13 protein-coding genes and 1 riboswitch are annotated in these 11,436 nt (G+C 65.9%); of the genes, 4 read left to right on the top strand and 9 right to left on the bottom strand.

Annotated elements, in window-relative coordinates; translation table 11 throughout:
• Positions 1-320: 320 nt before the first annotated feature.
• Both EET03_RS13600 and modA read right to left on the bottom strand, forming a co-directional pair.
• Positions 321-1,100, bottom strand: coding sequence for an ABC transporter permease (locus tag EET03_RS13600; RefSeq protein WP_075543005.1), 780 nt, complete (start codon positions 1,098-1,100; stop codon positions 321-323).
• Positions 1,101-1,163: 63 nt separating this feature from the next.
• Positions 1,164-1,943, bottom strand: a complete 780-nt coding sequence (modA, locus tag EET03_RS13595) for a molybdate ABC transporter substrate-binding protein (protein WP_075543004.1) — start codon at positions 1,941-1,943, stop codon at positions 1,164-1,166.
• Positions 1,944-2,177: 234 nt separating this feature from the next.
• Between modA and EET03_RS13590 the strand changes: the two genes are divergently transcribed.
• The 3 genes from EET03_RS13590 to EET03_RS13580 all read left to right on the top strand — a co-directional run bounded on the left by EET03_RS13590 (position 2,178) and on the right by EET03_RS13580 (position 5,317).
• Positions 2,178-2,855 (top strand): SDR family oxidoreductase, encoded by a 678-nt coding sequence (locus tag EET03_RS13590; protein WP_063469866.1) that lies wholly within the window; start codon positions 2,178-2,180, stop codon positions 2,853-2,855.
• A gap of 40 nt (positions 2,856-2,895) precedes the next feature.
• Positions 2,896-3,819, top strand: a complete 924-nt coding sequence (locus EET03_RS13585) for an LLM class F420-dependent oxidoreductase (RefSeq protein ID WP_075543003.1) — start codon at positions 2,896-2,898, stop codon at positions 3,817-3,819.
• A gap of 112 nt (positions 3,820-3,931) precedes the next feature.
• Positions 3,932-5,317: an NAD(P)/FAD-dependent oxidoreductase gene (locus EET03_RS13580; RefSeq protein WP_023364108.1), complete on the top strand. Its 1,386-nt coding sequence runs from the start codon at positions 3,932-3,934 to the stop codon at positions 5,315-5,317.
• Here EET03_RS13580 and EET03_RS13575 read toward each other — a convergent pair.
• The 7 genes from EET03_RS13575 to EET03_RS13540 form a co-directional block, all read right to left on the bottom strand.
• The gene (locus EET03_RS13575) at positions 5,223-5,957 is read right to left on the bottom strand and encodes an urease accessory protein UreD (RefSeq protein WP_082274675.1); all 735 of its coding nucleotides are present in this window, start codon (positions 5,955-5,957) and stop codon (positions 5,223-5,225) included. The genes EET03_RS13580 and EET03_RS13575 overlap by 95 nt on opposite strands.
• Positions 5,947-6,618 (bottom strand): urease accessory protein UreG, encoded by a 672-nt coding sequence (gene ureG / locus EET03_RS13570; RefSeq protein ID WP_075543002.1) that lies wholly within the window; start codon positions 6,616-6,618, stop codon positions 5,947-5,949. Before ureG ends, EET03_RS13575 begins: the two co-directional genes overlap by 11 nt.
• A 10-nt stretch (positions 6,619-6,628) precedes the next feature.
• Positions 6,629-7,264 carry an urease accessory protein UreF gene (locus EET03_RS13565; RefSeq protein WP_075543001.1) on the bottom strand — a complete coding sequence of 212 codons (636 nt, stop codon included), beginning with the start codon at positions 7,262-7,264 and terminating at the stop codon, positions 6,629-6,631.
• A 30-nt stretch (positions 7,265-7,294) separates the two neighbouring features.
• On the bottom strand, positions 7,295-9,016 hold the full coding sequence (locus EET03_RS13560) for an urease subunit alpha (RefSeq protein ID WP_075543000.1): 1,722 nt from the start codon (positions 9,014-9,016) through the stop codon (positions 7,295-7,297).
• On the bottom strand, positions 9,013-9,327 hold the full coding sequence (locus EET03_RS13555) for an urease subunit beta (protein WP_063469872.1): 315 nt from the start codon (positions 9,325-9,327) through the stop codon (positions 9,013-9,015). The genes EET03_RS13560 and EET03_RS13555 overlap by 4 nt, the downstream gene beginning before the upstream one ends.
• Positions 9,324-9,626: an urease subunit gamma gene (locus EET03_RS13550; RefSeq protein WP_063469873.1), complete on the bottom strand. Its 303-nt coding sequence runs from the start codon at positions 9,624-9,626 to the stop codon at positions 9,324-9,326. The genes EET03_RS13555 and EET03_RS13550 overlap by 4 nt, the downstream gene beginning before the upstream one ends.
• A gap of 113 nt (positions 9,627-9,739) precedes the next feature.
• Positions 9,740-9,803: riboswitch (guanidine-III (ykkC-III) riboswitch) on the top strand.
• 425 nt (positions 9,804-10,228) lie between these two features.
• Positions 10,229-10,669 (bottom strand): PaaI family thioesterase, encoded by a 441-nt coding sequence (locus tag EET03_RS13540; RefSeq protein ID WP_075542999.1) that lies wholly within the window; start codon positions 10,667-10,669, stop codon positions 10,229-10,231.
• A 349-nt stretch (positions 10,670-11,018) separates the two neighbouring features.
• Here EET03_RS13540 and EET03_RS13535 point away from each other — a divergent pair, with 349 nt between their 5' ends.
• Entirely contained in the window at positions 11,019-11,435 is a 417-nt protein-coding gene (locus EET03_RS13535) for a BlaI/MecI/CopY family transcriptional regulator (protein WP_023364084.1), read from the top strand.
• The last annotated feature ends 1 nt before the right edge of the window (position 11,436 follow it).

Genomic DNA, 11,436 nt, shown 5'->3' with positions numbered 1-11,436 from the left:
CACCTTGCCGCCTTGGCGGAACGTACGGCGCAGATACACCGATTCGTAGCAACGCTTCTCACCGGAGCCGGTCACGTGAGCCCTGCGCACTTTGGCTACGTGCACCTTCTCGTTACGGCGTGACATAATAGGTAATCCTAGCCATCCCGACGAAGAAATCCCGTGAACGACACACTCTATTTTGTCTATATTTCTTGCGGGTCAACAGACTGAACCGCAGCTCACACCCCAGATCCCCGCCAAAACCCGGATTAACTTCGGTTTAAGACCCTGTATCCGGCATTTTGGCGCTTCCCACCAACGAAGCGATTCCGTGGGGTCTACGCCCTGCTCGATTTCGGCTGAGTTGAGAAGTGCAGTTGCCTAGCGTCGGTCCCGGTCAGCCGTCGGGCACCCAGACCCAGCACGACCAGCGCCGCCACCGCTACCAGAAGCAGCGACAATGCCACCGCAGCGTCCGGATCGTTGACCCGCTGCAGGTAGATCTCCAGCGGAAGGGTGCGGGTGACTCCTTGTCGGGAACCGGCAAACGTCAAGGTTGCGCCGAATTCCCCCAGCGACCGGGCGAATGCCAGCACGGCTCCGGACACCATGCCGGGCAGCAACAGTGGCAGGGTGACCCGCCACCAGATCGTGCTCGGCCGGGCTCCGAGTGTGGCCGCGACAACCTCGTAGTCGGCTCCCGCTGTGCGGGCCGCTCCCTCCAGGGATATCACCAGGAACGGCAGCGAGACGAAGGTCTGCGCCAGCACCACAGCCGTCGTGCTGAACGCGATCTTGATGCCGGCCGCCTCCAGGTAGTGCCCGATCAAGCCGAGCCGACCGAATGCGTAAAGCAGCGCGATGCCCCCCACCACCGGCGGCAGCACGAGGGGCAGCAGGATCAGCGGCCGCAGCAACCGCACCAGCCGCGCCCGGCTGCGGGCCAGCACCAGCGCCATCGGCACCCCCAGCAGAACGCACAGCATCGTGCTGGCCGCGGCGGTCTTCAGGCTCAGAACCAGTGCCGTCTTTGAGGAGGTGCTGGCGATCAGCGACCAGAAGTTGGGCCAATCGACCTTGAGGGCAATCGCAATCAGTGGCAATACCACGAAGACCATCCCCACGGCGGCAGGGACGTAAACCCAGCGGGGCGGATCGGCAGGCCGGCGCACAGCAGCTCGTCAGGGCTTGGCAAACCCCGACCGATCCAGGACCTGCCGCCCTGTCTCGGCCGTCACCAGGGCCACGAACTTCCGCGCCAGCTCAGGCTCGGGCGCCTTTCTCAACACCGCGATGGGATACACATTCACCGCGCCACTGGCCTCGGGAAACTTGACCGTCGCCACTTTGTCGCCGGCGTTCATTGCGTCGGTGACATAGACCAGCCCGGCAGCGGCCTGTCCGGTCGCGACCTTGTTGAGAACGTCGGTCACGCTGAGTTCTTCGCTGATCGGCCGCAGCTGGATCCCGGTGGCGTCCTCGATGCGCCGGGTAGCCGATCCACAAGGCACCGGCTGCTGGCAGATCACCACGCCGAGTCCCGGCTCGGCCAGATCGGCGAATGATCCGATCCGCTTCGGATTTCCCGGCGCGGTGACGATGACCAGCGTGTTGGAGGCAAAGTTGGCCGGATCTGGGGCCACCAAGCCGGCCCTGGCGACCGTGTCCATCTGGGCGGTGTCTGCCGAGGCGAAGACGTCGGCCGTTGCGCCCTGGGTCAGTTGTGTCGCCAGCTCGGAGGAACCGGCGAAGTCGAAGTCGATTCCAACGCCGGGGTTGTCTTTCCGGAACTGCTCACCGATCTGAGTGAACGCGGACTTCAGTGATGCCGCGGCGAAGACCACTATCGATTGCGAGCCCGGGGCCGGTTGTGCGTGCGAACTACACGCCACCACGCTCCCGATCAGCCCCCAGATCAGCAGCCTCGATACCAAACCGCCCCGCGTCCCGATCCGGCGCATTGGTCAAACGTAGCAGCCGGGCCCATCACCCATGGCGGGCCAAAAGCGCTGCCGAACAGGCCGCAACAGTTATGAAAATCGTCTGCGCGTCGCAGCTGCGCGGAGTTTCGCCGAATAGCTACTGTCCAGTAACATGTACCGGGATTGACGCCATAACATGCCGAGATCCCAGGCAAGGCTCCTGTGGCGGGTGAACTTCCAGGGTCTGGGTTCAATGGTGAACACGAGGAGGTCATGGCAGTGGAGGTGCTGGTCACCGGAGGGGATACCGATCTCGGGCGCACGGTTGCCGCGGGCTTTCGCGACGACGGTCACAAGGTGACGCTGGTCGGCGCCCGACGCGACGACCTGGAGGTTGTCGCCAAGGAACTTGAGGTGGACGCCATTGCCTGCGACACCACCAACCCGGCGAGCCTGACCGAGGTCCGCAGTTTGTTCCCCCATCACCTGGACACCATCGTCAACGTGCCGGCGCCGTCCTGGGATGCCGGTGACCCGCGAACCTATTCGCTGTCCGATACCGCCACTGCGTGGCGCAACGCGCTCGATGCGACGGTGCTCTCGGCGGTACTGACGGTGCAATGTGTGGGTGACCATCTGCGCTCCGGTGGTTCCATCATCGGCGTGGTGGCGGAAAACCCGCCCGCAGGCAGCGCCGATGCAGCGGTCAAAGCCGCGCTCTCGAATTGGATCGCCGGGCAGGCCGAGGTTTACGGCACCCGCGGCATCACCGTCAACGCTGTCGCGTGCGGCCGTAGCGTCCAGCCCGGATATGAGGGTCTTTCCCGCACACCGGCTCCGGTTGCGGCCGAGATCGCCCGGTTGGCGCTGTTTCTGACCACCCCCGCGGCACGCCACATCACCGGCCAGACACTGCACGTGAGCCACGGCGCGCTGGCGCACTTCGCCTGAGTCTGTTGGGTTACCCACGCCGATCGCTACGGTAGATGCCGTGGCTGTCAGACTCGGCTTTCAGATCCCCAACTTCTCCTACGGCACCGGCGTCGAAAAGCTGTTTCCGTCAGTCATCGCCCAAGCGCGCGAGGCCGAAGCTGCCGGCTACGACTCGCTGTTCCTGATGGACCACTTCTATCAGCTGCCGATGCTCGGGACGCCCGACCAGCCCATGTTGGAGGCGTACACCGCCCTGGGCGCGCTGGCCACCGCGACCGAGCGGCTGCAACTGGGCACCCTGGTGACCGGTAATACCTACCGCAACCCGGCCTTACTGGCCAAGATCATCACCACACTGGACGTGGTCAGTGGCGGCCGGGCGATTCTCGGCATCGGCGCCGGCTGGTTTGAACTCGAGCACCGCCAGCTCGGATTCGAGTTCGGCACCTTCACCGACCGATTCGAGCGCCTCGAGGAGGCGCTGCAGATTCTCGACCCGATGATCAAAGGCGAGCGCCCGACCGTCTCGGGAAAGTGGTACACCACCGAATCGGCCATGGCCGAACCGCGTTACCGGGACCGCATCCCGGTCCTGGTCGGCGGCGGCGGCGAAAAGAAGACCTTCGCAATCGCCGCCCGTAACGCCGACCATCTGAACATCATCGCGGCGCTCGATGAACTGCCCCGCAAGATAGACGCCGTCGCGGCTCGCTGCGAGGAAGCCGGGCGAGACCCTTCGACGTTGGAGACCAGTGTGATGTTGACCGTGGTGATCGACGAGAAGGCCAAGCCGGACCAGCTGCCGGCGGAGACGAGCCGACGCATGGTGATCGGCAGCCCGGCGCAGATCGCCGACCAGGTCCAAGCCAAGGTGCTCGACGCCGGCGTCGACGGTCTGATCATCAACCTGTCCGCGCACGGATACAACCCCGGCCTGATCACCACAGCCGCCGAAACGCTGCGCCCGCTGCTCGGCCTCTAGCCGGTGTGGTTGATTACACACGCTCGCACCTGGGTATTCAGCGCCCGGCTTGGCTACCGTAGTAGCTAACTGCCGTTCGCCGGTCAAGGAGACCCCTCAGGAGTAGCGGAGCATGAGCCCCCAGCCAGATCCCACAGCTGAAACACGTCGTAGGCATCGAGTCGTCATCATCGGATCTGGATTCGGCGGCCTCAACGCGGCAAAGAAGCTCAAGCGTGCCGACGTCGACATCAAGTTGATCGCCCGTACCACTCACCACCTATTCCAGCCGCTGCTCTACCAGGTTGCGACGGGCATCGTGTCCGAAGGCGACATCGCGCCGCCCACCCGGGTCGTGCTGCGCCGGCAGCGCAACGTGCAGGTGCTGCTGGGTGACGTCACGCATATCGATCTGGCCGGTCAGTTCGTCGTGTCCGACCTGCTCGGCCACACCTACGAAACCCCGTACGACAGCCTGATCGTCGCCGCCGGGGCCGGGCAGTCCTACTTCGGCAACGACCACTTCGCCGAGTTCGCGCCGGGCATGAAATCCATCGATGATGCGCTCGAGGTGCGGGGACGGATCTTGAGCGCGTTCGAACAGGCCGAACGGTCCCGCGATCCGGAACGACGGGCCAAGCTGCTGACGTTCACCGTCATCGGCGCCGGCCCCACCGGTGTCGAAATGGCCGGGCAGATCGCTGAATTGGCCAGCCACACGTTGAAGGGCTCGTTCCGGCACATCGATTCGACCAGGGCACGGGTGATCCTGCTCGACGCCGCCCCGGCCGTGCTGCCGCCCTTCGGCGAAAAGCTCGGTCAGCGCGCGGCCGCCCGGCTGGAAAAGATGGGCGTGGAGATCCAGCTGGGCGCCATGGTCACCGACGTAGACCGCAACGGCATCACCGTCAAAGACTCCGACGGCACCATCCGGCGCATCGAGTCGCAGTGCAAGGTGTGGTCCGCCGGGGTCTCGGCCAGCGCGCTGGGCCACGATCTCGCCGAGCAGTCGTCGGTCGAACTCGACCGCGCCGGCCGGGTCAAGGTGCTGCCGGATCTGACGATCCCGGGACACCCCAACGTGTTCGTCATCGGCGACATGGCAGCGGTCGAGGGTGTTCCCGGGGTGGCGCAGGGCGCCATCCAGGGCGCCAAGTACGCCGCCGGCACGATCAAAGCCGAACTCGCCGGGGCCGACCCGACACAGCGTGAACCCTTCCAGTACTTCGACAAGGGGTCCATGGCCACGGTGTCGCGGTTTTCCGCGGTGGCCAAGGTCGGTCCGGTGGAGTTTAGCGGCCTCATCGCCTGGTTCGCCTGGCTGGTGTTGCACTTGGTCTACCTGGTCGGGTTCAAGACCAAGGTCAGTACGCTGCTGTCCTGGACTGTGACCTTCCTGAGCACTCGCCGGGGCCAGCTGACCATCACCGAACAGCAGGCGTTCGCGCGCACCCGGCTCGAGCAGCTGGCGGTACTGGCGGCCGAGGCGCACCGCCCGGCGGCTCGACGGGCAAGCTGACCGGTAACCGGTCACCCTGCCAGGTGCTCAGTGTCCCGCCGCCGGCCAACGTCAGGATCGTTGACGCACCGGGGATGTCGGCGCTGCATGATGCTGCCGGATAGCGCAGCTCGTTGATGGTCGCCCGGGGCGCCGAGATGACGTCGTCGGCCAGCGATCCGGTGCCCAATTCCACCCGGTGTCGCAGCATCGGACGGCCATCCCGGTCGGCGCGCAGCGAGCCTGTCCAAAACCCTTCGCTTTCACCGTATCTACCGATCTGAACGCGTTCGCGGAAGCGGACCTCGCACCCGTCGTACAGCCGCAGGGCAACGATCGACACGTGCCGGGCCGCCGCGGCGACGACCGTCGGCTCCAGATCCACATCCAGTGCGCCAGTCACCTCGATGTCCCAATGGGCTTGGGAAACCGGTGTTTCCGCACCGGGCAACGCCACAGTGCCGGCTGCGCTGCGCAGCCGCAGCCGGGCGCCCTGCTCGACGACCACCCGGATGTCGACGATGTCGCCACCGAGTGGGTTTGCCGCCGCCGACACCAGATATACGGTGTCGGGCGCGGTGCAACGAGCCGTGATGCCACCGCGGGATTGGATGCGCGGCAACCGGTTCCGGGCTGCGACCAGCAGGACCTCAGAGTGCATCAGCCGCTGCCAGTTGGGCACGAACCCAGGCCAGCACCGCGGTGGCGGCCGGGTCCTCGGTCAACGACTGCAACACCGTCGGCCGGCCGTCGCGCACCGCGTCGGCGTCGCGGGACATGACCTGCAGGTCAGCGCCCACCAGCTGGGCCAGGTCAGTCTTGTTGACTACCAACAGATCCGAGTAGGTGACCCCCGGTCCGCCCTTGCGCGGCACTTTGTCGCCGCCGGCCACGTCGACGACGAAGATCTGCGCATCCACCAGGCCGGAAGAAAAGGTGGCCGTGAGGTTGTCACCCCCTGACTCGACCAGGATCAGGTCGAGCGGGTCGTGAGCAGCGATCAAGTCGTCGATCGCATCGAGGTTCGCGGTGATGTCGTCCCGGATCGCGGTGTGCGGGCACCCGCCGGTCTGCACGGCCGCAATTCGGTCGTCGGGCAGCACCGCATGCTTGCGCAGGAAGTCGGCGTCCTCGGTGGTGTAGATGTCGTTGGTCAGCACGGCCAGGGACAGCTCGTCGCGCAGCTGCCGGCACAGCGCCGCCACGAGCGCGGTCTTGCCGGAGCCCACCGGGCCGCCGATGCCGATGCGCAACGGCTCCCCCGGTTGACGGACCCGTCGTGGACGGTGACTGTGAGCGTGTGAGTGCGAATGTGTTGACACTGCTTACCTTTCAGGAGGCGAACAAAGGTCGCTCGCGTTCGGCATGGCGTTGCGCCAGCGTGTCGAGCAGCGGATCGGACAAGTCGGCCAGTCCGGCGGTGGCCTCGGCGGCGGTGTGTTCGCACAATTGCGACAACCGGAAGATCAGGACTGCGACGTCGGCGGGATCGAGCGCCAGCAGTCGTTGGGCGGCGGTGGCCGAGCCGGTCATGGTGGTGTAGATGATGTGTAGCGCGTTGTGTTCCGGGGTGAGTCCGCTGACGGCCCCGACGCGTCCTGCGGCCACCGCCAGATGCGGCCGCAGGACGAGGTCGTCCCAGCCGGCGTCTGGCCAGACCGTCCGGGCCAGCCGGGCCAGCCCGCGACCCTGGCTGCGTGAAGCCTGCCTGGCCGCGGGAGCCGGTGTACGGGCATCGGTTTCGCGATCGGCGTCCTCCAGGGTCAGTTCGCCCCGGTGCACCGCGGCCGCGATCGACGCCGTGACCAGTCCGTGGCTGCGGATGCGTCGTTTCAGAAAAGCTTCCAGGGTGGCCAGATCGGTCACCAGGCCGCTGGTGACGGCCTCTTCGATGCCGCCGGAGTGCACGTGCGATCCGGTGGGCAGCCGCGAGTCGGCCAGGGCGAGGAGCATCGCAAGCGAGGTCACCGGAGGGTCACTAGAGGTCACTAGAGGCTACTAGAATAGGAAATACCGTTGCGCCATGGGAAGTTCGGTGGCGGGCCGCTCCTGCCAGACTTCACCGTCGATACGCACGGTGAAGGTGTCGGGATCGACCTCGATGGTGGGCAGTGCGTCGTTGAGCGGCAAGTCGGCCTTGCCCACGGCGCGTACATCGGCCACCGGAACCAGCCGCCGGTTGATCGCGAGTCGATCGGCCAATCCCGCATCGATGGATGCCGGCGCCACGAAGTGCACCGAAGTGGCCGCCGCAGTGGCCGGGGCGGCGCCGAACATCGGTCGTGGCAGCACCGGTTGGGGCGTCGGTATGGAGGCGTTGGCGTCGCCCATCGCCGCCCAGGCGATCGCGCCGCCCTTGAGCACCAGGTCCGGGCGCACCCCGAAAAATGGCGGCTCCCATAGCACCAGATCGGCGAGCTTGCCCACCTCGATCGAGCCGATTTCGTGGTCCATGCCGTGTGCGACCGCCGGGCAGATGGTGTATTTGGCGACGTAGCGACGTGCCCGGTTGTTGTCGGCCCGGCCATCACCGGGCAGCGTGCCCCGACGGCGTTTCATCACGTGGGCGGTCTGCCAGGTGCGCAGCACCACCTCGCCGATGCGGCCCATGGCCTGGGAGTCGCTGCCGATCATCGAGATTGCTCCCATGTCGTGCAGCAGATCTTCGGCGGCCATGGTGGACGGGCGGATCCGGCTTTCGGCAAAGGCCAGATCTTCGGGCACCGAGGGATTGAGGTGATGGCAGACCATCAGCATGTCCAGATGCTCGTCGAGCGTGTTCACCGTGTGCGGACGAGTCGGATTGGTGGAACTGGGCAGCACATTCGGCTGTCCGGCCACTCTCATGATGTCGGGTGCGTGGCCGCCGCCGGCGCCTTCGGTGTGGTAGGTGTGGATCGACCGGCCGGCAATGGCGGCAATGGTGTTTTCGACGAATCCCATTTCGTTGAGGGTGTCGGTGTGCAGCGCCACCTGCACCCCGGCGGCATCGGCAACGGTCAGGCAGGTGTCGATGGCCGCGGGGGTGGATCCCCAGTCCTCGTGCAGTTTGAAACCCGATGCGCCCCCGCGCAATTGCTCCCACAACGCCTCGGTGCTGACGGTGTTTCCCTTGCCGAGCAGGGCAAAGTTCACCGGCCACGAATCCAGTGATTCCAGCATCCGGGCCAAATGCCATGCCCCGGGGGTGACGGTAGTGGCCTTGGTGCCTTCGGCCGGCCCGGTTCCGCCGCCGATGATGGTGGTGATGCCGGCGCCCAGCGCGACGGGTATCAGCTGCGGGCAGATCAAGTGCACGTGACAGTCGATGGCGCCGGCGGTAAGAATGCGCCCGTTGCCGCCGATGACCTCGGTGGAGGGTCCGACGACCAGATCCGGATGCACACCCGACATGGTGTCGGGATTGCCGGCCTTGCCGATCGCGACAACGCGGCCGTCACGAATCCCGATGTCGGCCTTGATGATTCCCCAATAGTCGATAATCACCGCACCGGTGATGACGGTGTCGGGCGCGCCCTCGGCCCGGGTCGCGCGGCCCTGGCCCATCGACTCGCGCAACACCTTGCCGCCCCCGAACACTGCTTCGTCGCCGGCCAGTCCCGGCCCACCGCAGCGGTCTTCGCTGATTTCGACCAGTAGATCGGTGTCGGCCAATCTGATCCGGTCACCGGTGGTAGGACCGTACAGCTGCGCGTAGCGCTCCCGGGTCAACCGCATCATGAAGCGTCGAGCCTCCCCGGCGGATCCAGCGTCAGCCCGTGGACCTCTCGCCGCCCGCGCAGCGGAACCAGCCGCACGGTCCGCGATACGCCCGGCTCGAAGCGGACCGCGGTGGCCGCCGGAATGTCCAACCGGTAACCATGGGCCGCGGCGCGATCGAACGACAGCGCCGCATTGGCCTGCGGAAAATGGACGTGACTGCCGACCTGGACCGGGCGGTCACCGGTGTTGATGACCTGCATCTCCAGCCGCTGCGCGCCCGCGTTGATGTCGATGTCGCCGGTGCCGTAAAGGATTTCGCCGGGAATCATGCGATCGGGTGATGTACGGTGACCAACTTGGTGCCATCCGGGAATGTTGCTTCCACTTGCACATCCTTGATCATCTCCGGTACCCCCTCCATCACGTCATCGCGGCTCAGCACATCGCATCCGCTCGCCATCAGCTCGGCAACGGTACGGCCGTCCCGCGCGCCTTCCAGGATGTGGTCGGTGATCACTGCGACGGCTTCGGGGTGATTGAGGCGCAAACCGCGGCCCCGACGGCGGCGGGCCAGCTCGGCAGCGTAGGACAACAGAAGTCGCTCTTGCTCCTGCGGCGTCAGACGCATGGCCTCCGATCCTGCCATGGGCCCAGCCGTGTTGCGCGCGGGAGCCACATTCACAGCTGTCTTTCAGCTTGAAGTCCGTCGCGGCGGCCGGCCGGGTAGGTACGGTGAAGTGCGGCGCGCCGAAAGGGCCGCCCGGACGAGTTCGCCGTACCCCGGAGAGCGACAAGACGGTGAGTGCGGGAAATGTGGCGCGCCGGCACACCAAAACGGTCCTGTGGACTTGCCCTTCGCATGCTGCCGGTCGTCGGCGCATCCTCCCGCCTTGAGTTGCTTCTGGACGAGAGGACACCGTGATGACAAATCCGTTCGCCGGCCAAGCCGACATCCCCAATCGGGAAGGCCTGTGGGCACAGCAGGCCGAAGCCGAGTTACCCACCCGCCGCCACCGCGAAGAGATAGACCGCCGTATCGCCCACGGGCTCGAAGCCGCCCCCACGATCAACGACCGGACGCTGTCGACCTTTGCCCCCCTGAGATCGTCGGGCAGTCACAGAGGGGCCGGCAATGCCTGCTGGGCGAAATCAATAGACGGTGAAACACCGGACCGCGCTCGGTGTGCCGAGCAGTCGCCTCAACCCGTCGACACCGCGGCGACGTCGGGGTCAGGAGTCTGGCGACGGCTCCAGATTCTGCAGCCGTACTTGACCCCGGGCCACCACCCGATCGGCCTCGTCGGTGATGACGACCAACCACAACTGTTGACGCCGACCGCGATGCAATGGTTCGGCGGTGCCGTACACCATGCCCGACTTGATGGCATGCAAAAAATCGGTGTTGTTGTTGACGCCGACCACGCCCCCACCGCCACGGGTACTGAGCCAGGTGAATGCGGCCAGGCTAGCCATGCTCTCGATCATCGAGCAGTACACACCGCCGTGCACGATGCCCATCGGCTGCAACAGCTCGGGTTTGACCTTGAGCTGCGCGCGTGCGCCGTCAGGGCTTAGTTCGGTGAACTGCAGGCCCAGCTGACTGTCGAAAGGCGCGGTGAACGTCGGCGGGCTGACACCTGTGTCCGGGTCCGGGTCCGATGGCACGTTCATGTGTCTACACCATCGGTGTCGGAGGGTTCCCGCAGGTCTGCGGGCGCCAAGGAGCGCCCCAGGGTGAACAGCGGGCGAGCCCCGTGCAGCAGCACGGGGCTCGCCGATCGAGTAGACCGGGGGTCACTGCAGCCCTCAGGACTCCGACACGGTCATGTATTGCTCGACCACACTTAGGATAGGCAAGGCTGCCCTAATTCTGCAACCATCGAATGTACAGAGTTGCCTAAGGGTGTCGAACTCGGAGCCGGCGATTACCGATGACTCGGTGGCTTCGAGACCGGTTGGATACGACAGTCGGTAGTAACCCGGAGTACGCTGGGTGCAACGCTCAGGGAGAGAACGAACTATGGCCAAGCTGACGCGGTTGGGGGATCTGGAACGTGCAGTGATGGACCACCTGTGGTCCACGCCGGAACCCCAGACCGTCCGCCAGGTCCACGCAGCGTTGTCGGCGCGGCGTGACCTTGCCTACACCACCGTCATGACCGTGCTGCAACGGTTGGCGAAAAAGAACCTGGTCTCACAGATCCGCGACGATCGGGCCCACCGCTACGCACCCGTGCACGGCCGCGACGAGTTGGTCGCCGGTCTGATGGTCGATGCATTGGCCCAGGCCGAGGACTCCGGCAGCAGACAGGCCGCCCTGGTGCACTTCGTCGAGCGTGTCGGTGCGGACGAGGCCGACGCACTTCGTCGCGCCCTTGCCGAATTGGAAGCGGCACACCGCATTCCCCCATCTGCTGGCGCTCCGGCGGAGGACTGAG

It is taken from the genome of Mycobacterium innocens (assembly GCF_900566055.1).
Taxonomy (GTDB): domain Bacteria; phylum Actinomycetota; class Actinomycetes; order Mycobacteriales; family Mycobacteriaceae; genus Mycobacterium; species Mycobacterium innocens.
This window is presented reverse-complemented; position numbering and strand designations above follow the sequence as displayed.

What these genes read in the sequence shown, in the direction of transcription:
- EET03_RS13540 (WP_075542999.1), bottom strand. Translation starts at nt 10,669, where the DNA reads ATGAACGTGCCATCGGACCCGGACCCGGACACAGGTGTCAGCCCGCCG.
- EET03_RS13600 (WP_075543005.1), bottom strand. Translation starts at nt 1,100, where the DNA reads ATGGTCTTCGTGGTATTGCCACTGATTGCGATTGCCCTCAAGGTCGAT.
- EET03_RS13555 (WP_063469872.1), bottom strand. Translation starts at nt 9,327, where the DNA reads ATGATTCCCGGCGAAATCCTTTACGGCACCGGCGACATCGACATCAAC.
- EET03_RS13590 (WP_063469866.1), top strand. Translation starts at nt 2,178, where the DNA reads ATGGCAGTGGAGGTGCTGGTCACCGGAGGGGATACCGATCTCGGGCGC.
- EET03_RS13550 (WP_063469873.1), bottom strand. Translation starts at nt 9,626, where the DNA reads ATGCGTCTGACGCCGCAGGAGCAAGAGCGACTTCTGTTGTCCTACGCT.
- modA (WP_075543004.1), bottom strand. Translation starts at nt 1,943, where the DNA reads ATGCGCCGGATCGGGACGCGGGGCGGTTTGGTATCGAGGCTGCTGATC.
- EET03_RS13580 (WP_023364108.1), top strand. Translation starts at nt 3,932, where the DNA reads ATGAGCCCCCAGCCAGATCCCACAGCTGAAACACGTCGTAGGCATCGA.
- EET03_RS13575 (WP_082274675.1), bottom strand. Translation starts at nt 5,957, where the DNA reads ATGCACTCTGAGGTCCTGCTGGTCGCAGCCCGGAACCGGTTGCCGCGC.
- EET03_RS13560 (WP_075543000.1), bottom strand. Translation starts at nt 9,016, where the DNA reads ATGATGCGGTTGACCCGGGAGCGCTACGCGCAGCTGTACGGTCCTACC.
- EET03_RS13535 (WP_023364084.1), top strand. Translation starts at nt 11,019, where the DNA reads ATGGCCAAGCTGACGCGGTTGGGGGATCTGGAACGTGCAGTGATGGAC.